Source organism: Clostridium sp. DSM 8431, from assembly GCF_900116755.1.
GTDB lineage: Bacteria > Bacillota > Clostridia > Clostridiales > Clostridiaceae > Clostridium.
The window spans coordinates 1-22,575 of record NZ_FPBY01000008.1 but is presented as its reverse complement, the minus strand read 5'-3'; the positions used below and the strand labels follow the sequence as shown (position 1 = coordinate 22,575).

Genomic DNA, 22,575 nt, shown 5'->3' with positions numbered 1-22,575 from the left:
GGAGATAAAATAAATGGAGATTAAATGTTTTGAGGAGAATGCTAAGATTTTTAAAGCTTTAAGTGATGTAAATAGACTTAAGATTATAGATATCTTATCTTCAGAGGAACTGTGCGCTTGTCAGATACTTCCTGAATTTGATTTTACACAGCCAACCCTTTCACATCATATGAAAATTTTAATTGATTCTGGTCTTGTTATAGCTAGTAAAAAGGGGACTTGGAATTATTATAAATTAAATATAGAAAATATAAAAAAGCTTGAAAATTTTGCTCATAATCTTTTGGATAAATAAATTTAGTTGTATGGAATTAATTTAGTTCCATACAACTTTTTTCTTCATGTCTTTTCATCTATTTACATAATTGATTTTCATAACTTTTCTTTAAAATCAATCATATTTTCCATATAGTTACTATATTATATGTTAACGATTACTTTTTTTAAATACTATGTAAATAAACAATAAAAAGTAAAATTGCTATTTTAGAGTAAAGTTGATTATGCATAATAAAATATTTTTTGAAATCAAAAAGTATATAAATGATTAAATTTAACATTTTTAAACACTTAAACTTTGTCACAATTAAATTTGAATATCATGGATAAAAAATAGTTTTAAAGAATATTTATGCAGTTACCTTGCTCCCTGTAAAAATAAAAAGGAGAAATAGATTAATGAATAAAGAAAAAAATAATGTATGGGATATGTCTGATGAAGATTTTGACTGGGGAAAAGAAAATAAAAAAGGAAATCATGTAAATTATGATTGTGATGACGATTACGAGTTTGAAGCTAGAAAAGATACTAGAAAGAATGATGAAGATTGTAATTATGATAATAATGACAATGATAGAAGAAAACCTAGAAAAAAAGAATATGATGATTTTTAAGACTACTGGTGTATTTGGAGAAATGTTAATCGCTGGACAAAAGTAGATTCTAAATCAGATTGCAAAGATAGAGATAAAGAAGACTGCTATTGCTAATTAATAAGCTTTATCAAAGAATAAAAAATAATAAAAAGCATATGTAGTTTGTAAGTTGATGGTATATAGGTGATAATACCATAGATGGCTAGCAGACCTTTAAAAAATAAAAAACTCAGAGAATCCGAAAATAAAGGATTCTCTTTTTTTTATTTATTGGATATAATTTGAGAAATAGGGTATAATTTAAAAGAAAATATTGTTTAAAGACAAGATAAGTTATTAAAAATAGGACAAGTTGTAAAAGTTAATAAACAAAAATAAATAGCTAGTTACTAACTCAGTTATTTTGGACAAAAGAAAGCATCAATTATCGGAGGTTATACTTAATATAATTGTATAATCATATTAAAGAGTTACAAGGGGAGTAAATTATGGAGTGGATTGAAAGTATTAAAGAAGCTATTTCTTATATTGAAGATAATATACTGGAGGATTTATCTGTTAAAACCATTGCAGAAAAAGTAAATATTTCACTTTTCTATTTTCAGAAAGTATTTGGGATGTTATGCGGATATACTTTAGGGGAATATATTAAAAAAAGAAGACTTGCACTTGCCGGCAGTGAAGTCTTATCTACCAATGAAAAAATAATAGATATTGCAATGAAGTATGGATATGATTCTCCAGATAGCTTTACTAAAGCTTTTACAAGATTTCATGGAGTAACACCAACTGCAGTTAGAAAAGATGGAGCAGTAATAAAGTCTTTTGTAGCTCTTAAAATTAAATTTTCATTGGAAGTTTTCATTGGAAGGTGGATATATAATGGATTATAAGATAATAGAAAAAGATGAGTTTAAGGTTGTTGGAATAGGTAAAAAATTTAAGTATGATTCTGCATTTAATGACATACCTTTATTCTGGCAAGAATATATGTCACAAGAAAAAAATAAATTTTTATGTGGGATGTATGGTGTGAATATTGATCAAGATATGAATGGTAATGAATTTGAATATATGATTGCAGATGATTATTCTGAAGAAAAAGCAAAAGAGAAAGGGGCTGTAGTTAAGAATATTCCCAAGTTTACTTGGGCTGTCTTTCCTTGCTATGGTGATTGTACAGTATCAATGCAAGAAACTAATAAGAAGATATTTTCAGAGTGGCTTCCAAATAATAAAATGAGTATGAAATTTCTGCAGGATATAATATAGAAATGTATAGTGATGTAAGTAACTATGAAAAAGGGTCATTAGATGAAAACTACTACAGTGAAATTTGGATTCCTGTTAAGAAAAAGTAGAATAGTATAAACAATAAAAAGACTTAGAAAAAAAAGTGATTTTTTTTCAAGTCTTTTTTTCTCCATTCGTTTTCAGTTTGTTTACATAAAGATAATTTAAAATATTTCAACTTTTTTGTATTTTCAAAATATTATATATTAGTGCAACTTTTCTAAAAATTCTGTAAATTAAGAAAATATTAAAAATACCAATAAAAAGTAAAACGGATTCTAAGCAAAAATAAAATCAAATATTTTTTAATTATTATAATTATTAATAGAAAAGATTTTAAAAATTATATTTTTGTCAGAATTTAAATTGAATAAATTGGATATAAAAGGTTTTAAAGAATGTTTGCACAAGTTTCTTGCTCCCTCTAAAAAACGAAAAGGAGAATAATTCTATGAATGGTATAGATGTTTCTAATTATAATAAAAATATAAATTGGATTAATGTTAAAAACGCCGGTTTTAGTTGTGTATATATCAAAGCTACAGAAGGAACAACCTATATAGATCCTTTATTAGATTCTCATTACCAAGGTGCTGTAAAGGCAGGAATGCAAATAGGTTTTTATCACTTTTTAACCTTTAAATCAGCTCCAGAGACTCAGGCTCAAAACTTCTTTGATAATATAAAAAATAAAAGTTCCGCCTTAAGACCTTGCTTAGATGTTGAAGTTACCGGGAACAACCTAAATGATTATATAAGAAGGTTTATAGCTAAATTTAAAACTTTAAGCGATATGCCTTTAATTATATATTCTGGTGCATATTTTGCTAGAGATAATATAGCAACTGACATTAAAAGTTCATATCCTTTATGGGTTGCTCATTATGGAGTTGATCCATGGAACTCTGGAATAAATACTAATTTTAATGTGGTAACTGGCCATCAATATACTAATAAAGGTACAATTTCAGGCATTTCAGGAGTTTTTGATATGGATGTATTTAATAATAATATTTTACTTCAAAATTCTTGGCAATTTAGGCCTGTATATGTTCATAATGCAAAAATAAGTGAGCTTCAAAGAATATGCAACAATCTAACTGGTTCTAATCTTAATGTTGACGGGTTTTGGGGCCCTTTAACAGATGCTGCAGTTAAAAAATTACCTTTAGCTGGACTTAAATATAGAACACCAGATCTTACAGTTTGGGTTCAATTGAGACTAGGAATAAATCCTGATGGAATTTTGGGGCCAAAAACTGAATTGGCAGTTAAGTCTTGGCAACAAAAACACAGTTTAAAGGTTGATGGAATTGTTGGATATAACACTATAAAATCCTTAGCTTATGCTTAAAGTTTATTAAATTATTTGAGAATCCACACTTTAGGATTCTCTTTTTTTGTTCCATATTTATTTCGCTAAATATACATTTCGCGAAATTCTCATTGAAAAAGCGAATTTTTGGTGCTAAGTTGCATAAACACTGGTTTCAAAGTGTTTTTTATCTGTTATTTTTTTGTGTTTTTCTGCGTAAATTGCGAAATTATTTCTTGATTCTTTTTAATGTTTAAAAACTATTCGGCCTTAAATAATACGTTATATTTTATATAAGCTTTTGGATGCTTCGTTACTAATACTAGCGTAATTTGTTGTGCAGTTCGGTATGTATTATATGGATTCAATCATTATTTTTTCATACTAAAATTTTATAAAATCTGTGTCACTACGTCTTTTAAAATAGAGGGAGCAAAAAGTGATGATTGAATAAAAAAATATAAAAAAATACTAATCATTAACCAAATTGATTTTCTCAAAAAATATATTTCTAGAATTTAATCAAACATAGAAAAAAGATAGTATTAAAAAAATAAAAATTATTTTTGTGTCAGAATTAATTGTAGGCAAAATAGACAATATTTATATTTTTCTTAATAAAATAAATATTATCTATTTTGTATTAATTCACTATATTCTTATTTTTAAAAATTTTCAGAATATATTAGCAGTACTTTTATGAAAATAAATGAAAACAGATGGAGAAACTATTTTAAAGTAACAACATTATCAAAAACAGGTTGCAAGGACATTTCTAATAATTCAAGTTCAAATATATTACTTGTTTTATCATTATCTTTTCTATGAAGCACAATATTACAAGGAATACGACTCTTAAACCAAAAAGAAATAGTATTATCGTCATTACATATATAAATAATATTGTTTCTGTAATGAGAAGACTCTAAAAGATCAATGTTAAAAACTAAATCACCATGAATATTAGATTCAGAAGCTAAATTTGTAGCTGAAATTAAAAGCTTAATATATTGAGGACTACAATCTTCTTCATCTTTATTTTCAACTGGATAATTTGTAGTCATTTCAAAAATTCCGCTATATTTTAAATAAAAGCTCCTATAAAAAGATAAATTTAAATCAAATAACTTTAAATAATGAAAATTGTTTGATTTAAAATTTTCATCTATTTCTAAAAGCTCATAATTAGTACTTACATAGTACATTTTATTTTGAAGATCTAATTCATTAAATGAATTACAAAAAGTCATATCATATATCTCATAATCAGCTCCAAAGGAAGATATAAACTTTTTCACAAAATAAGTTTTTTGAGATATAATTGTATTCATTTTTACATAAAGTTCATATTTATATTTATACCTATTCTTTTCCTTTATTTCATGATGAACAAATCCTTTGTCATCAATATAACTTATTCTATCATCCTCTTTTATTATTTCAGGTGTACAAGTTAAAACACATCTTCTATTCTCTCCTATTAACTTAACTGTATTCCCTGTTTCCTTAAAAAAATCAGCTCTTGCTGTTCCTGCTTTAAGAAATAACTCAAAATGATTATCTACTTCACATCCTCCAAATTCAGAAATATCATATACATCAAAAACAGCTTCAAACTGCCCAAACTGCCCTTCTTCTTTAACTATATCAGGAAGATAAAAAGTCAAAAGCTTAAACCAACATTTATCTAAATCAGAATTATATGGTCTTATTGCTATATCTGAATTATTCACCATATACTGCTTGTGAGGATTTCCTGCTGAGTTATGATTCCATTTATATAAATTTTGCATAATACTAATTCTCCCCCCATACTGATTTTATTGCTTCAAAGCCATAAGAATTATCTGCTATAACACCTGTTATGGGATTATTATAGTTAAATTTGAATATAGGATCATAATCTGCACCACAGATAATTACATGTCCAACACAATAATCCATTTCTTTTGATGCAATTATAGCAGCTTTTGTATAAGCAGCTTGCATTTTATAGTCATAGCCTTTCCCATAAAAATTTGTCATACTATTCCCCATTTCTGGTTCTCTACACTGTCCACCCCAATGAGAAACACCACATTCACTTATCATAAAAAATTTGTTATTATTTTTACAAAATTGTTGAACATGATAAATATCTGCATCGTTATACATATAAGGAAGTATCTCTTCACAACTCGGACTGTCAGGCCAATTTTTATTTTTAGGGTATCTATTTATCCCTACTATATCCAAAAGATCAGCTATATCATACTCCCCTGTACTTATATCAGAGCAAAACTGACTCGCACTAACCTTCACTCCCTTATAAGAGGTATGAATCATATCTATTACGTCTTTCCAATAGCTTTTAAGCTGTGCAAATTTTCTTATTATATTAGTTTCATTTGCTAAAGTTATCATATCTATATATTTATTGCTATCACAAGAAAATAAATATCTTATAATACCCTTAAACTGAAAAAAGAATCGATCTGTATTATTTTTTACATAATCTATAGTAATGCTGCTATCAGTCATAAATTTGATACAAGGCTTAATATTATATTCATGACACTTTTCTAAAAGATAAGAAAAATAATATTCTTCACTATTATCACAATCATAACTTGTAAGCTTTTGATTTATTAAATTTCCTGGTACTCTCCCATTGTCTTTTATCTTTATATGAATAAACATATGATTTATTCCACAATCTCTCCACCTTACAAATATATCGTCTCTTTTTACAAAATCATCAATATATACTCCATGAAGTTTATATTCTTCAATCTTTTCTATAGCTTCATTATATTCATACATATTATTAATATTAGTGCATTTCTCCTTTAACACTTCAAGTTCTTCTGTGCTTAACACATCATCTTTATTTGTAAACTCAAAACAAACTCCTTTGATAAAATCATCTATCTTTATCTAACAGTTCCCCTCTTTTTGAGAAATTTTCACACACATGTTTAATCTATTATATTCATTTAAGTCTTCATTTGTTACATAAATACTTTTTCCTTATAACTTGAATGGTAAAAATCTCTGTGTTACTATATATTAAAACAGCCAAAATTGTTTAACGGAGGCATTTATTATAATGAAAAATGGTAAGAAAAAATATGAAGATATTCAATATAGCGATGAAGTATTAAATCTTTTAGAAGTAGACTTTAGTGCTGCTGATTTAAAAAAACTTGACAAGATATATTCAAATTATGAAAAACTTGAGAACCAAGGAAACTATGAAGCTATTATTGAAGATTTATTTATTTTAACTATTAAAAGAAAACTTCCCACAAGTGAGATTTCAAAAATATATGGAGTTAGTAGTAGAACTGTTCAGAAATGGCTTAAAGACTTAGGCTTAAATAGAGATAAAAAAACTGCTGCCAAAATAAAAAATAAGGGAAATACTATTTCACCTGAAAGCACTTATAAAAAGCAGAATTCAAGTATAACAAACAACTTTGGAATTGATATTCCAAGGGCTTTTGATTATCCTGAAGCCTTAAGGGATTTTATTAATTATTTAGAAACTATTAAAGGCAAATCAGCTAACACAATCAAGGGATATGAACTTGATATTGTGTTATTTTTTAGATTTCTTAAAGTATATAGAGGAATGGTTTATGATTCAAATTTAGAATTTAATGAAATACCTATTAACGATATTACAAAGGAACTTATAAGAAGCATAAAATTAACTGATCTTTATGCTTTTTTATCCTTCGTAGAAAAGAACAGAGGAAATGGAACTTATGCAAGAGCTAGAAAGGTTGCATCCTTAAAGTCCTTTTTTAAATTCTTAAGTGGAAAGGCTAAAATTATAGATGAAAATCCAGCTTTAGACTTAGAATCTCCAAAACTAAAAAGACGCCAGCCTGTTTATTTAACTTTAGATCAAAGCGTGGACCTTTTAGGTTCTTTAGACAAAAGTGATAAAAACTACTCTAGAGATTACTGTATATTAACTTTATTCTTAAACTGTGGTATGCGTTTATCTGAATTATGTTCTATTGATATCAGAAAGATTAAGGGAGATATTTTAACTATTGTGGGTAAAGGTGATAAGGAAAGAACTGTTTATTTAAACGAAGCTTGCATTAAGGCTATATCTGGTTATATGAGAGTTCGTGATATTTCTAAGGTACAAGAAGAAGATAAGAACTTTCTTTTTATTTCATCAAGGAATAAGCCTATTAATAAGAGGACTGTAGAAATACTTGTTAAAAAACATATTACTAATGCAGGTATTGTTGATGGGAAATATACTCCTCATAAACTTAGACATACTGCTGCAACCCTTATGTACAAATATGGAAATGTAGACATCAGAAGTCTTCAAGATATTTTAGGTCATGAAAATATCTCAACTACTCAAATTTACACTCATGTTGATAATGAACACTTAAGAGAAGCTGTTAAATCAAATCCATTATCTAAGTTATAGAATAAGCACCTGATTTTAATACATAAAATTAGGTGCTTTTATCTTTATCCTAGTATTGGTGTGCCTAAAACATTATTTAGTGTAGTTATAGTATCTCCATCATTACCATCATAAACAACTACTATTCTTCCCTTTTTATAGATATGAGCTCCAGTTTTCCAAGTAACTTCTTTTCCATTCATAGTCATACCATCTTGGCTTAAGGATGATAAGTCATTGCTCATTTTTTCATTATCAGTAATTCCATATTGATAAACGTCTATAATTTGGTCATTATTTAGTTTATAACTATCAGAATCTACATCTGAGAATAATGAATGATCTCTATCTACTTTCTCTGGATTAATATTATTATTTTTCAAATCATTTTGAAGATCTGAAGTAGTATAATCCATAGTTGTATCAGTTACATTGTCCCAAAGGCTCTTAGCTCTATCTCCAGCATTTTCTGTTGTATCTTTAACATCTTCTTTAGCATCATCCGCTCTTTCTTTTACGCTTTCTTGAACGTTATTTGTAGCATTATCATTATTGGCATCACCATCACCACATCCATAAAGAAGTGAAGACGCTCCTAGTGTTAAAGCTAAAAGTAATGGCATTATCTTTTTTCTATTCATAAAAAAATCACCCCTGTTTCATAAGTTCTATCTTATTCTTTGAAACTTAGGGTGATTTTATACTTATTTATATATTATTCATTATCCTCTTTTTTCTTTTTAAGGACTCTAACTCCTGGGAAGATTTCTACTGTCATTTCTTCTAGTTCTTCTTCATTTAAGAAGTTTTCTTCGTAATCTATATGATCAAAAGCATCTTCATATTCTTCATCATCAAAGCTGAAGTTATTTTCTGTGGCGAACTCTTCATAAGCTCTTTTAAGAATTTCATCTTTTTCTAAGATTTCTTCTTCATGATCCATGAATTCTTCTGCTTCTTTTTGAGCTTTAAGTTCTTTTAAGTACTCTTCTTCAAGAACCTTATTTTCTTCAACTGTTTTAGCTATATCTTCAATTTTAATTGCTTTTGTATCATAGCCATCAAGCTCTAGACACTTACCGCAATTATCACAAATTTTATTTTCATAAATATCACAATAGTCATCATCAGTATATTTAAACATTAAATGCACCACCTATCAAAATAATCAAATCTCATTATAACAAATAATAGACCAATAATCAATTTTTTATTCAAAATTTAAAATGTTTTTCTCAAAAACAATGAATCAAATAGAATATTTTAGAAAATATATGTATAAAAATAGAACTATCGGTTAATACTTAAAAAGAAACAAACATTCCCTAATTTATTTATAAAAAGTATAATTCATAAGCGAACATAGGTTTGAACATGTTATGATATTATGATATAATACAAAAAAGAGGTGTTACTATGATTGAGAATAAAGATAAGCAGTCTGAAATTTATGAATTTTTAAAGACTTATACAGAAACAAAAGGTTATCCACCATCAGTAAGAGAAATATGCCAGGCAGTATCTCTTAAGTCAACATCAACTGTTCATGGTCACTTAAAACGTCTAGAGAAAAAAGGTCTTATTAAAAGAGACCCAACTAAACCAAGAGCTCTAGAAATAGTTGAATTAAATGCAAATAAAAGAGAAATGTTAAACATCCCTATCATAGGTAAAGTAACAGCTGGTATGCCAATTTTAGCTACTGAAAATGTTGAAGATACTTTTCAACTCCCTCTTGATTATATAAAACATGACAGAGAATTATTTATGCTAAAAGTAACTGGTGAAAGTATGATAAATAAAGGAATCCGTGAAGGTGACTTTGCTATTATAGAAAAATCTGATTCTGCAGCAAATGGAGAAATAGTAGTTGCTCTTATTGGAGATGAGGCTACAATCAAAACTTTTTATAAAGAAAAGGATTATATAAGATTACAGCCTGAAAATGATACTATGAAACCAATTATAGTAGAAACATGTAAGGTTCTAGGAAAACTTGTAGGATTGTTCAGACAATATTAAAATATGCTATGTCTAATTAGGTTAGACGTAGCATATTTTTTATTTAGGCCTCTTCTGTTTATCCTCTTCTTTTATAATGCTTTCAAATCTTCTTTTTCATATTTATTATGTCCTGGAAGGCTTTTTTGTACTTCCAACATGTAATAGCTTCTCTATAAGTTTTACCTGTATTTTCTTTTAGCCATTTTTGAAAAGCAACGTTAAATTTAAAAGCTTCTCCAATTTCTTTTTTGAAAAATGCTCTGTGTTTTTCTGTGCACTTAAAATTTGGTTCTATTTTTGAATATAAAGTTATAGTGTCTATATTCTTTGTAAAAGATTCACATGATTTAGATGTAGTTTTTCTATCCTCTAAGCTCTTACCTGTATCTAAATAATAAGCAATTCTATTAGTAATTTCTATCTTTCCTCCAGTAGTTTTAAGTCCTTCTTTTCTGCAAAATTCAACTAGTTCATCTTTTAAATAATAATACTTAAGAAAGACTTCTGAACTTAATCCTTTTTCTAGCTTTGGTCTTTCTGACATGAATCTCCCCCTTTTTTTAATTATATAGATTTATTTTACTATAAATAGATTTTTTATCTATAGGAGAATAAAAATTAAAAGATACATCAAAAGGCCTAATTAAGGTATTTAGATGTATCTTTATTTTTTAATTAGTTAGTCTTATTTTTTAAGATATTATTTAATGCTATAAGCACACCTATTTTAGCGTGATCAAAAGTTAATCCACCTTGGATATAAGCTATATATGGTGGTCTTATTGGTGCATCTGCTGAAAGTTCAATAGAAGAACCTTGGATAAATGCTCCTGCTGCCATAATTACCTTATCTTTATAACCTGGCATATCCCATGGTTCACATTCTACGTGAGAATCAATTGGTGAGCCATATTGAATTCCCTTACAGAAGTTAATTACATTTTCAGCATTTCCAAATTTAATAGTTTGGATAATATCGCTTCTTTCATCTGTTGATTTTGGTAAAACTTCAAAGCCTGCAAGTTCCATAATTCTAGCACAGAATAAAGCTCCTTTTAAAGCTTCTGTTGCAATGTGAGGTGCTAAGAATAATCCTTGGAACATTGTTCTCATAAGACCAAATGTAGCCCCACACTCTCCTCCTATACCAGGAATAGTTAATCTATATGAAGCTTGCTCTACATATTCTCTTTTACCTACTATATATCCACCAGCTGGTGCTAATCCTCCACCAATGTTTTTAATTAGAGAGCCTGCAATTAAATCAGCTCCTACATCTGTTGGTTCAATTACATCTATAAATTCTCCATAGCAGTTATCTACAAAGCATATTACATCTTCTCTAAGAGATTTAACAAAGCTTATAAGCTCTCCTATTTCTCTAACTAAAAAAGCCTTTCTATAAGCATATCCTGGACTTCTTTGAATGTGTACCATCTTAACAGACTCATCTTTTAAAGCTTCTTTAATTTTGTCATAGTCAAATTTGTTTTCTTCAGTCAAGTCTACTTGTCCGTATTCTATACCGTATTCTTTTAATGATCCTATTCTCTTATCAGAATCTATTCCTATAATACCATGTAATGTATCATAAGGTCTTCCTGATATAGCAAGAAGTTTATCTCCTGGTCTTAAGTTACCAAAAATAGCCGAACCTATTGCATGAGTACCATTAACAAAGTGTGGACGTACAAGCCCAGCTTCTGCATTGAATATTCTTGCATATACCTTATCTAAAGTATCTCTTCCTATATCATCATAGCCATATCCAGTTGAATTAGTAAAGTGCATATCACTTATGTTTTCATCTTGGAATGCCTTTAATACCTTCATTTGATTATATTCTCTTACTTCATCAAAGTGTTTGAATTGCTCATTAACATCCTCTAACGCTTGACTGTATAAATCTAAAGTTTCTTGTTTGAAACCATATGTAGTTCTTAACAACTCTTTTGTAACGTCTAACATATTAATCCTCCATTTTTTAAACTCTAAAGTTTATTATAACAATTTTATTATTGAGATACAAACTCATCATTAATTATTTTATAAAATGATGAAGATTTTTTTCAGCTGTATTAATAAAATCATCAAAATCTTTTGATTCAGAGTAAAGATTACAACCAAAGGTTAGTCTTTGTAATTTAAGAATATAGGATTATTATGTATTACTATCTTTAGACTTTCATCAAGTTCATTTACTCTCTCTATTAAATTATTAGAAGATACTAAAATAACAAATTGATCTCCATCAAATCTATATAATTTTTCATTATTCTTTAAAATTTCTTTAATTATATTGGATATATCACAAAGTAGCTTATTACCTTCTAAATGACCATATTTGTAATTAACAGACTTTAAATTATGAAGTTCAATAAACATTAAAGCAAAGTTTGTATTATATTTTTCATATCTTTCAGATAATAACTTAATATCCCTAAAGGCACTTCTTCTATTTAAAAGTTTAGTTGCTTCATCAGTTGAAGCTAGCTCTTCAAACATTTTATTAGCCTCAACTATCTTAGTTACGTCCATAAAGGAAACAACATATCCTTGAAACTTATTTTTATCATTAAATACCTCATCTATAGAAAAAGTAAGAGAGTACTTCTTATCTTTTATTATTACATGAAGAATTCTATCATAAATAGTTTTTGATACTTTTAAATCTTCTAAAAGCTTTTTAAACTCCTCATCCTTAACTATTATAGATTTGTAATCATAATTAATTATTTCTTCTTTACTTACCTGAAGAATATCACAAGCTTTACTATTTGAATAAAATATCTTGCCCTTTTCATCTAAAACAAGAAAAGCAGCTGTACTGGTATTAAAAATAAGCTCTGAAGAGATATATCTTTCAACATGTTTTGTATCATATTTTTTAGAAATATATAAATAGCCAACTATAAAAATTACAAAAGAAATATTTGCTGTAGGAACAAAGTAATTAGTATACATAGGAAGTATTACATCTGTTACTACACCTATAAAAACTATAAAAGTATCTAAAACCATAAAAAATACAAATAAATTTCTTTTGAATTTAAACCTTTCAATCTTAGTACTTCTATTAAATAATAGAAAAGAATAACCTATATAAGTTATTAAGAATATCATATAACTCCATAATAAAATAGAATCTACCTTATTAACATAAGTCCATCCATATCCAATAGAACTTTGAACAAGATCATAGGCATATGGAGTTGTAGGTCCAAATAAGGTAATAGCCATAAGCAAAGCTACTGGAAACCAAAATAAAATTAAATTACCTGTTTTCTCTAACTTCTTTCCATTACCTGACATATAAATAAAATACATAGATGTTAAAGGTATAACAGTAATACAGCCTATAGATGATAGCTTGTGCCACATCCATGCTATCTCTTTAGTTTGCGCCTCATAAAACTGAGAAGCGCATAAAAGCCACCAAGCTATACAAAAACTTATCCATCTCATTATACTATTTAATTTCTTATCTCCAGTTATCATTCCCCTTTTACCAATACTTATCATACTAAGACCAAAAGCAAGTACTGATATAAAAGATATCACATTCAATCTCAATTTCCCCCTATTTTTTCATTTGTTAATATTAATTAAAAATAATTTACCATTGTAATTTTTTTATTGTCAATTATTTTTAAATGAAATTAGATTATGACATAAAATCATACTTTAAATTAAAAGAAAAATCTCTGCTTTAATTATAAAGCAGAGATTTTTCTTTTAATTCTACATTATTCGCAGTCGTCACCATTTGTGAAAAGTATTGGCTTTGCCGGAGTAACAGTTGTGATTGCATGTTTATATACAAGCATTTGTTTTCCTTCTTGATCTAATACAACAGTAAAAGCATCAAATCCTTTTACATATCCTTTTAATTGGAAACCATTTGTCAAGTATATTGTAACCGGAATTCTATTTTTCCTAGCATTGTTCAAAAATATATCTTGTAGATTGTTTTGTTGCTTAGTCATTTACAGCACCTCCAATAAAATTTCTCATTGATATAATTATAACATTTATTTTTACTTCATGTCATTAGATATTTTATTTATAATTTCCTCTTCAGTCATAGTATCTTTATCTAAGAAGACTGCTCTTGGATCACGTCTAAACCATGTAAGTTGTCTTTTGGCATAATTTCTAGAACCTTGCTTTACTTTATCTATAGCCTCTTCTAATGATATCTTTCCTTCAAGGTAATATAAAATTTCTTTATAACCAATACCTTGCATTGACTGCATAGAAGAAGTATACCCCATTTCCTTTAGTTTTATACACTCCTCTAAGAGTCCTTTCTCCATCATAATATCTACTCTTTTATTTATTCTTTCATAAAGTTTTTCTCTATCCATAGTTAACACATAAAAGTAAATATCATAATCTGATTCATAGAAGGAATCTCCTGCATTATATGAAGAGAAAGGTTCTCCTGTAAGCTTATAAACTTCAAGAGCTCTTATAACCCTTTTAAGATTATTTGCATGAATATTTTTATAACTTTCCATATCTATGTCTTTTAACATTTCATGGACATAAATATTTCCTTTTTCCTTTGCTATAGATTCAAGTTCTTTTCTATACTCTTCATCCTTTTCAGTTTCAGAAAAATTCATGTTACATGTTAAAGAATTTATATAAAGGCCAGTTCCCCCTACTATCATTGGAAGCTTACCTTTTTCAAGAATTTCATTTATAGCTTCAGTACCTAAATCCTTATATTCTGAAACTGAAAATTCTTTATCTGGCTCTACAACATCAATAAGATGATGACATACTCCATCCATTTCTTCCTTTGTAACCTTAGCTGAACCAATGTTCATATATTTATAAATCTGCATTGAATCAGCAGAAATAATTTCTCCATTTAGTTTTTTAGCTAAATTTATAGAAAGTTCTGTTTTACCAACCCCTGTAGGACCAGCTAGAACTAATAGTTTTTTCTTCATATCTTCACCATTTTCTTATACAATTCTTCTAAACTTTTTCTCTAAATCGTAATTGCTAAACTTTATAATTGTTGGACGGCCATGAGGGCAGTGAAAAGGATCATCAATATATCTAAGTTCCTGAACCAGCTTAATCATTTCACTATCTGTAAGAGAATCATTTCCCTTTACAGCACTCTTACATGCCATAGTAGCAATTTTATTATACTTTACTTCTGTTGTTTTACCTGAACCTAAAGATTTTAAATTATCTAAAATACTTAAGAATAAATTTTTAGGTTCAAGCTTTCCTAGAAAGTAAGGTACTTCTTTTAAACTTAAGGTATTGCCTCCAAATTCTTCAAGAGCAAAACCTGCATTCTTAAAGATATCAGCATTTTCTTCATAATAAGCTAAGTCATCAGAGGATAAATCTATAACACATGGAATTAGAAGAGGCTGAACTATAAGACTTTCCTCTTCAATATCCTTTAAATACTTTTCAAACATAATCTTTTCATGAGCTGCATGCTGATCTATCATATATAGAACCTCATCATATTCTCCAAGGATATATGTTTTATTAAATTGTCCTATAATTCTAAGAGGTGGGAACTTAGCAATTCTTTCTTCACTATTTACCTGAGATTTTGATGTTTCAGGCTCTTTAGTTTCCAAAGTAGTATTATTTATGGATTCTACTTCTACCTTATTGCTATTATCCTCTTCTATCTTATATGTATCATAACTAAATTCAGAGGTTTTATCTTCTGATTTAAAATAAGGAATTTCTTCTCTCGTATCTTGAAGAGGCTTAAAGCTGTCCTCCTTAATTATTTCACTAGTTTCAAAAGCTACTTTAGGACTTTTCAAGTCAACAGGAAGGCTTACTTCTTGTGCTTGTGGAAGACTACTATCTTCTACCTTTTCCCTTCTTTCAAAGGACTGCATCTTTACATAATCTAATTCACTTGCTGGTTTTATATCAAGTTTAATTTCTTCATGTAAATCTTCCTTATAAGGAGAAAATACTTCCTTCTTTTCTTCTGGAAGCTTAAAGTCTTCAAAAACATCTTCCTTTAAAGCTCTATGAACTGCATCAAATACCTTCTTAAAAATCATTCTATCATCAGTAAACTTTATCTCAGCCTTTGTTGGATGAATATTAACATCTACAAGTTCTGGATATACCTCTACAAATAAAACAAAGAAGGGGAACTTATTGCAAGTTGAGAAAGATTTAAAAGCCTGCTCTACAGCTGCTACTATTGTTTTATGCTTTATATAACGTCCATTAACAAAAATACTTTGATTATTTCTTGATCCTCTTGCAATTTCTTCTTTTCCTACATAGCCATATATAGTAACTGCATCTCCAGCCTCTTCGAAGTATAAAATATTTTCACTTATAGTTTTTCCGTAAACAGTTCTTAAAACATCCTTAAGCTTTCCACTACCAAAGGTATGAAGAACCTTCTTACCATTATTAATAAGTTTAAAGCTTATATCAGGATGAGCTATAGCTGTTCTATTTACAATATCATTAATTAAAGAACCTTCCCTTGAAGTTGACTTTAGAAACTTCTTTCTTGCAGGAACATTAAAAAATAAGTCTCTAACTTCAATAGTTGTTCCTTTATTTACACCACATTCTTCAAAAGATTTAACATTTCCAGCTTCTATATCTAATTCATATCCAAAATCATTACCTTCTATTCTTGATTTTAAATTAACCTTTGCAACTGAAGCTATAGAAGGAAGTGCCTCTCCTCTAAATCCAAGGGTTTGAATAGAGTAAATATCCTCTGAAGTTTTTATTTTACTTGTAGCATGAGGCATAAATGCCTTCTTTATATCATCTGGGTGAATTCCAGTCCCATCATCAATTATTTTCATAAGGCTTATTCCGCCCTCTTCTATTTCAATAGTTATGTTCTTAGCTTGTGCATCTATACTGTTTTCAATTAATTCTTTTACAACAGAGGCTGGTCTTTCAACCACTTCCCCTGCTGCTATTTTATTTGATGTACTTTCATCTAATAAATTAATTCTTTTCATATAGGAAAATCACCTTATCCTTCCTATAGTATATTTTTTGCTTCCTTAATAAAACTATATAATGTGTTCATAGCATCCATTGGTGTCATATTTAAAACATCAGCTTCTGCTATTTTCTTAAGAAGAGCATCTTTTTCTATGCTTGAAAAATCAATTTGCATTGGAGCTTCCTTAATAGTTGGTTCTACTACTTCTAAAGCTTTCTCAGCCACCTTAGGTGCTTCTTTAACTTCTTCTACAGGAGTTTCTTCATAAACTACTTCTGATTTAGCAACTATAACTTCCTTTTCAATTTCTTCTATAGTATTTTCTGGAACAGCAATTTCTGTTTTAGATTCACCTTCTAAGGATGCTAAGATTTCCTTTGCTCTTTCAATAACTGCCTTTGGAAGTCCTGCAAGCTTAGCAACTTCAATACCGTAAGATTGATCTGCTCCACCTTCTACAATCTTTCTTAAGAATATTACATTACCATCCATCTCTTTAACAGCTACAGAGTAATTCTTAACTCCTGGTATTTTATTTTCAAGCTTAGTAAGTTCATGATAGTGAGTTGCAAATAAAGTTTTGCATCTTAAGCTCTTATTTTTAGTTATATATTCTATAACTGACCAAGCAATACTTAAACCATCATAAGTTGAAGTACCTCTTCCTACTTCATCTAATAAAACAAGACTCTTAGATGTTGCATTATTAAGGATGTTTGAAACTTCCCACATTTCTACCATAAAAGTAGATTTACCACCTGCTAAGTCATCAGATGCTCCTATTCTTGTAAATACCTTATCACATATTGATATATTAGCAGATGCAGCAGGTACAAAGGAACCAATCTGTGCCATAATAGTAATTAAAGCCACCTGTCTCATAAATGTTGACTTACCAGCCATGTTTGGTCCTGTTATTAATAAAAGTTCATTTTCATCATTATTTAAAAGAGTATCATTAGCTACAAATTCACCATGACCTATTACCTTTTCAACAACAGGGTGTCTTCCTTCTACTATTTTTATAGTTCCCTCTTCATTAATTGAAGGTTTAACATAATCATTTTCTCTTGCAACTATAGCTAAAGTAGATAAACTATCTAAGTTGCCTATTATCTTTGCAGATTTCTTAAGTCTTGAAATCTCTGTTTCCACCTTATTTCTTATATCAACAAAAAGATCATATTCAAGTTTCATAAGCTTTTCTTCAGAACCTAAAATCTTTTCTTCCATTTCCTTAAGCTCAGAAGTTATAAATCTTTCTGCATTTGAAAGAGTTTGCTTTCTTATGTATCTTCCTTCTGGAATTAATGAATAATTTGCCTTTGAAATCTCTATGTAGTAACCGAAGACTTTATTATATCCAACTTTAAGAGATTTTATACCTGTAAATTCTCTTTCACTATTTTCTAAAGAAGCGATCCATTCCTTACCATGGTACTTTGCTTGTCTTAGGCTATCTACCTCTTCACTATAACCATCTTTAATTATGTTACCTTCCTTAATACTTAAAGAAGGGTCTTCTATAATTCCTCTTGATAAAAGATCTTTAACATCTGTAAGTTCATCTAAACTATTATAATATTCTCTTAAAAGAGGGCTTGATGTATTTTCTAGAGATTTTCTTAAGAAAGGAATTTTCTCTAAAGATGATTTAAGAGAAATCATATCCTTAGCATTTACATTACTTGTAGCTATTTTACCTACAATTCTTTCTATATCATAAATTTCCTTTAAGGCTTCTCTTATATCTTCATTAAGATACATATCATTAAATAATTCCTCAACGCCTTCTAATCTCTTTTCAATTTCAGCTTTAACTATTAAAGGTTCATCTATCCATCTTCTTAAGGCTCTTCCCCCCATAGAAGTTGCAGTCTTATCAAGCACCCATAAAAGAGAACCTTTCTTTCCCTTCTCTCTTATGCTTTCTGTAAGTTCTAAATTTCTTCTTGAATTTCCATCAATAGTCATGTAATTTACTATGTCATACTTTTCAAGGAAGTTTATATTAGTAAGACTCATTTTTTGAGTTTCGAATATGTACTTTAATAATACCTTTGAAGCTTCTTTTGATGCCTCTTCAAGCCCATCAACTTCCACATCAGAAAACTGCTCTTTAAGTTCAGAATCACTTACCTTAAAGGCAGCAAGTTTTCTTTTAGTTATAAGTGCATTTGTAAGGTTATGAACATCATTTACTAAGTCCTCAGGTGAACTTTCATCCATAATTACTTCCTTAGGACCAATCTTTGATACTTCATCTAAAAGAGTACTTCTAAGGGCAGTAAAGGAAGTTGTTTTAAATTCCCCTGTGCTTATATCTGTTAAAGCTATAGCCATTTTATTACCGTCTTCAACTATAGCTACTAAGTAAGTGTTATCATTTTGATTTTGAAGGTTATTGTCAACATATGTACCTGGAGTAATAACCTTAATAACATCTCTTTTTACAATACCTTTTGAAAGTGCTGGATCTTCAACCTGCTCTGCTATAGCAACCTTGAATCCTTGTGCAATAAGTCTTGATATATATGTAGCTGCTGCATGATAAGGAATTCCACACATTGGTGCTCTCTCTTCCATACCACAGTCTTTTCCCGTTAAAACTAATTCTAAAGCTCTTGAAGCTGTTTTTGCATCTTCAAAGAACATTTCATAGAAATCACCTACTCTAAAAAATAAAATACAATCACTGTACTTTTCTTTGATTTCTACGTATTGTCTCATCATAGGAGTCATTCCCATGTATAATACCTCCTCTTAATGTTAAAATATACTTCTAAGTTTGTTCTAAATTCGAATAGTTATAAAAACGAACATATTTTATTATATTACAAAAAAGTTTTATATGCCATGTTTCTATAAATATATGATAATTACTAAGATTAAGATTAACATCTTGAGATGAATATTAGAAGAGGCAATATAAGCCTCTTTAACTATTTTTTAATTTAAAGCTTTTAAATTATTAATTTATCAAAAAAGTTTGTGTTTCCCCGGTGGACAAACTATAAAATTGTTAATAAATATAGATTTTGTTGTATTTTTTTACCACAACCTTCAAAGGTAATCCTTCTTTGGTTTTCTAGGTGTAAGCACCATAAATTTAATAATATGAAAAAGAAAAAATATGTATTTATTCAATTAAAAGGTATATAATAAAGCAAAGATAATTAATTTAAACATACAGCCAAGGAAAAAAGTATGGCAAAGAAAAATAAAATTTAAAAGTATACAGCATTATATATGTATCTTGGAACTCTTATAGGAATTGCATTTGGTCCAACTCTTAATAAGATTATTCCTTCTAATAGTACCTATTCAGGTAATACTTATGGAATTATTTTTAGCATGGTACTTGGTACACTAATAGGTGCTGCAAAAGATAAGAGACTTTCTAAAAAATAGTGCTAATTAAAAAGATTGAAACTAATGGTTCTTTAGTGTCATTAGAAAGCAAATAACATAGACTTTAATCTGTTATTATGTAGTGCTAAAAAGTAATTAAGATAGTTAGTTTCTTATATACTTTTTTTATTATCTATAATTCAAAACAGAGGGAACAAGAAAACTTAAAAAATTAAAATTTTCATTAAAATAACCAGTTTATTTACATTTGGATTTTGAACCAAAAGTAATTTCTGATTATGTCAAAATTGACAGGAAAGTAATACACATGAAAACTTCAAATATAATTTTGAAATCCTTAGAACTCTTTTACTCTAAAGCTTGCCTTTCTTCTAATCCTATATTTACTTAAAAACTTATAAAAATTTCAAAATTATTTGATACACTTCTTAAATTTTCTTAAATCCAAGCTGTAATATTACAGCTTGCTTAATATATCCTTTTTAATTATAAACTCACATTATCTGAACTCACATTATCTGATTATATTTTTTAATCTTTCATTTAATTCCCATAGTGATGTTTTATTACTATCCCACTCTAATAAATTAATAGCTTCATCATAACTACACCATCTATATTCTGTATGTTCATTAGATAATTTCAAGACATCATCAGTTGCTAAAACTCCAAAACTATATTTAGGAATAACAAAGGTATCTTCGCCCCACAACTGAACATGATTTTTAAAATTATTTGCCGGTATTGATGCAGTAGAGTTTAAACAAATATATGGAGACGCTAAACCAATATTTAACTATTCATTAGCTTCTCTCTTTGCTGCTTGTAATGGTAATTCATCATCTTAACCACCACCAGCTATTCCTTGCCAAACACATAAATCTTCTCTTTTTAATACTATATACTTTATTTGGTCATTAATTATACGATATGGAAAACTAACACTTGAAACTTAGCCCTCACATTATCAAATCCTTTCATAAAAAATGATTATCTTTTTAGTAAAAGGCAGTATAAAAATCACTTTATACTGCCTTAAGTTTTAGACTAACTGTTTTCTTATTATTTTTTGATTATTATATAATATATTATAAATTAAGTAAAGCTCTCCATGTATTCTTACCTACTATACATCAACTAAAAGTCCTCTAGTTCTTTGGTTTTTTTTACAACCTCTTCTGTATTATCTCCAAATATGCCATCAGAAACAATTCCTAGCTGTTCTTGAATCCACTTAGTAATATTACCTCTTGCACCCTTTTTAACTACAGGACAGGCTGATAAGGTCAATTCTCCAGGTGTTCCATCAACTACTAATGTATTTCCGTTTTTATCTCTAAAATCTTGTCTATTTAATTCTTCCTGAAGAGGTATATAAATATTTTCATGAGCTGCTGCTGCTTCTATAATTTTAGATCCATTATTAAAAATCTCTTCATTAAAATTATTCATATCTACATTTCCTACTATTCCAGGAACTCTTCCCTCTTCTGTATATTGATGTCCTGCATAAGAGCTTCCCCATATCTTATTAAAGCCAGGCTTGTCCGCCCCATAATGAGCACACCATAAAGGATATTTATTAAGCCTTTTGTCCAGATTCTCTTCTATAAAGCTAGGACATGCATAAATACATATATCCATACCACTAAGAGCTTTAAACTTCTCTATAAATCTTAAAGCATAATCCATAAAATTATTAGGTTCATTCTTACTATGCTCAAGATCTAAACATGGCAGCAAATCATTTTCTTTATCCTTAATGCAATTATAAAAATTTTCAGCTTGAGTTTCAGGTAAACTGCTACCAACTAAAAAATGATAGTAACCAGTACGTAACATTACAGACTTTGTTCCGTAACTGTGGCGTAACATATAATCATCTATAAAAGTTGTTCTTTCACTTGCTTTAATATAAACACATTCTATTCCTGATTTTTTTACTAAGCTCCAGTTAATATCTCCGTTATGATTTGAAACATCAATTCCTTTCTCTTAAGCCCCGATAATTATTTGGACAAAGCATATTAGTATAGGTTATACTAAATATAGTAATTATTGGAGGTAATTTATGAAAGGAAAAACTTATTCAGAAGAATTTAAGAATCAAATATTAAATGAAGTGAAAGAGGTAGGTAATGTTTCTTTAGTTGGAAGAAAACATGGAATATCTACTAGTACAATTTTTACTTGGATAAGCAAATCAAAGAATAAAGATAAGATTAAGGTAAAACCAGGTAGAAAAGCTTTGATTGAGGGAAAGAATAGTATAGAAGAATTAAATGAAGTAACTCAGGAAAATGATAAATT

Annotated in this window: 20 protein-coding genes and 1 pseudogene; 8 read left to right on the top strand and 13 right to left on the bottom strand. The window is 28.4% G+C overall.

Going from position 1 to position 22,575, the window contains the following annotated elements; translation table 11 throughout:
• The first annotated feature begins 13 nt into the window (after positions 1–13).
• The 4 genes and pseudogenes from BM384_RS01540 to BM384_RS01525 all read left to right on the top strand — a co-directional run bounded on the left by BM384_RS01540 (position 14) and on the right by BM384_RS01525 (position 3,523).
• On the top strand, positions 14–295 hold the full coding sequence (locus tag BM384_RS01540; RefSeq protein WP_090010077.1) for an ArsR/SmtB family transcription factor: 282 nt from the start codon (positions 14–16) through the stop codon (positions 293–295).
• A gap of 383 nt (positions 296–678) precedes the next feature.
• Positions 679–894, top strand: a complete 216-nt coding sequence (locus tag BM384_RS01535) for a hypothetical protein (RefSeq protein WP_090010074.1) — start codon at positions 679–681, stop codon at positions 892–894.
• Between the two features lie 470 nt (positions 895–1,364).
• Positions 1,365–2,237: pseudogene (locus BM384_RS01530) on the top strand (AraC family transcriptional regulator).
• Positions 2,238–2,620: 383 nt separating this feature from the next.
• Positions 2,621–3,523, top strand: coding sequence for a GH25 family lysozyme (locus BM384_RS01525; RefSeq protein WP_090010071.1), 903 nt, complete (start codon positions 2,621–2,623; stop codon positions 3,521–3,523).
• Between the two features lie 689 nt (positions 3,524–4,212).
• On the opposite strand, the gene BM384_RS01520 is transcribed toward BM384_RS01525, so the two are convergent.
• Positions 4,213–5,277: a hypothetical protein gene (locus BM384_RS01520; RefSeq protein ID WP_090010068.1), complete on the bottom strand. Its 1,065-nt coding sequence runs from the start codon at positions 5,275–5,277 to the stop codon at positions 4,213–4,215.
• A gap of 4 nt (positions 5,278–5,281) precedes the next feature.
• A complete protein-coding gene (locus BM384_RS01515) occupies positions 5,282–6,343 on the bottom strand; it encodes a hypothetical protein (protein ID WP_090010064.1) in 1,062 nt (353 codons plus the stop codon).
• 586 nt (positions 6,344–6,929) lie between these two features.
• Here BM384_RS01515 and BM384_RS01510 point away from each other — a divergent pair.
• Entirely contained in the window at positions 6,930–7,925 is a 996-nt protein-coding gene (locus tag BM384_RS01510) for a tyrosine recombinase XerC (protein WP_242945928.1), read from the top strand.
• Positions 7,926–7,969: 44 nt separating this feature from the next.
• Here BM384_RS01510 and BM384_RS17520 read toward each other — a convergent pair whose 3' ends face one another.
• Both BM384_RS17520 and BM384_RS01500 read right to left on the bottom strand, forming a co-directional pair.
• Positions 7,970–8,545 carry a hypothetical protein gene (locus tag BM384_RS17520; protein WP_090010057.1) on the bottom strand — a complete coding sequence of 192 codons (576 nt, stop codon included), beginning with the start codon at positions 8,543–8,545 and terminating at the stop codon, positions 7,970–7,972.
• 74 nt (positions 8,546–8,619) lie between these two features.
• Entirely contained in the window at positions 8,620–9,048 is a 429-nt protein-coding gene (locus BM384_RS01500) for a hypothetical protein (RefSeq protein WP_090010054.1), read from the bottom strand.
• A gap of 272 nt (positions 9,049–9,320) precedes the next feature.
• Here BM384_RS01500 and lexA point away from each other — a divergent pair, with 272 nt between their 5' ends.
• On the top strand, positions 9,321–9,926 hold the full coding sequence (gene lexA, locus BM384_RS01495; RefSeq protein WP_090010050.1) for a transcriptional repressor LexA: 606 nt from the start codon (positions 9,321–9,323) through the stop codon (positions 9,924–9,926).
• Positions 9,927–10,008: 82 nt separating this feature from the next.
• Here lexA and BM384_RS01490 read toward each other — a convergent pair whose 3' ends face one another.
• The 7 genes from BM384_RS01490 to mutS all read right to left on the bottom strand — a co-directional run bounded on the left by BM384_RS01490 (position 10,009) and on the right by mutS (position 19,641).
• The gene (locus tag BM384_RS01490; RefSeq protein WP_347455046.1) at positions 10,009–10,452 is read right to left on the bottom strand and encodes a DUF6434 domain-containing protein; all 444 of its coding nucleotides are present in this window, start codon (positions 10,450–10,452) and stop codon (positions 10,009–10,011) included.
• Between the two features lie 131 nt (positions 10,453–10,583).
• Positions 10,584–11,876 carry a methionine gamma-lyase family protein gene (locus BM384_RS01485; RefSeq protein ID WP_090010047.1) on the bottom strand — a complete coding sequence of 431 codons (1,293 nt, stop codon included), beginning with the start codon at positions 11,874–11,876 and terminating at the stop codon, positions 10,584–10,586.
• A gap of 162 nt (positions 11,877–12,038) precedes the next feature.
• Positions 12,039–13,469 (bottom strand): diguanylate cyclase domain-containing protein, encoded by a 1,431-nt coding sequence (locus tag BM384_RS01480; protein ID WP_242945927.1) that lies wholly within the window; start codon positions 13,467–13,469, stop codon positions 12,039–12,041.
• Between the two features lie 185 nt (positions 13,470–13,654).
• A complete protein-coding gene (gene hfq, locus BM384_RS01475; protein WP_090010042.1) occupies positions 13,655–13,894 on the bottom strand; it encodes an RNA chaperone Hfq in 240 nt (79 codons plus the stop codon).
• A gap of 51 nt (positions 13,895–13,945) precedes the next feature.
• Positions 13,946–14,869 carry a tRNA (adenosine(37)-N6)-dimethylallyltransferase MiaA gene (gene miaA / locus BM384_RS01470; RefSeq protein ID WP_090010040.1) on the bottom strand — a complete coding sequence of 308 codons (924 nt, stop codon included), beginning with the start codon at positions 14,867–14,869 and terminating at the stop codon, positions 13,946–13,948.
• Positions 14,870–14,884: 15 nt separating this feature from the next.
• Positions 14,885–16,906: a DNA mismatch repair endonuclease MutL gene (gene mutL / locus BM384_RS01465; RefSeq protein WP_090010037.1), complete on the bottom strand. Its 2,022-nt coding sequence runs from the start codon at positions 16,904–16,906 to the stop codon at positions 14,885–14,887.
• A gap of 23 nt (positions 16,907–16,929) precedes the next feature.
• Complete coding sequence (mutS, locus tag BM384_RS01460; RefSeq protein ID WP_090010034.1) at positions 16,930–19,641, bottom strand: DNA mismatch repair protein MutS; 2,712 nt, start codon at positions 19,639–19,641, stop codon at positions 16,930–16,932.
• A 501-nt stretch (positions 19,642–20,142) separates the two neighbouring features.
• On the opposite strand from mutS, the gene BM384_RS17515 reads away from it, so the two are divergent.
• The gene (locus BM384_RS17515; RefSeq protein ID WP_175537247.1) at positions 20,143–20,304 is read left to right on the top strand and encodes a hypothetical protein; all 162 of its coding nucleotides are present in this window, start codon (positions 20,143–20,145) and stop codon (positions 20,302–20,304) included.
• Positions 20,305–20,779: 475 nt separating this feature from the next.
• On the opposite strand, the gene BM384_RS17885 is transcribed toward BM384_RS17515, so the two are convergent.
• Positions 20,780–20,977, bottom strand: a complete 198-nt coding sequence (locus tag BM384_RS17885; RefSeq protein WP_207650683.1) for an NUDIX hydrolase — start codon at positions 20,975–20,977, stop codon at positions 20,780–20,782.
• Between the two features lie 425 nt (positions 20,978–21,402).
• Positions 21,403–22,251: a GH25 family lysozyme gene (locus BM384_RS01450; RefSeq protein ID WP_090010030.1), complete on the bottom strand. Its 849-nt coding sequence runs from the start codon at positions 22,249–22,251 to the stop codon at positions 21,403–21,405.
• An 85-nt stretch (positions 22,252–22,336) separates the two neighbouring features.
• On the opposite strand from BM384_RS01450, the gene BM384_RS01445 reads away from it, so the two are divergent.
• On the top strand, positions 22,337–22,575 hold a 239-nt coding region (locus BM384_RS01445; protein WP_139232022.1), incomplete at its 3' end, for a transposase.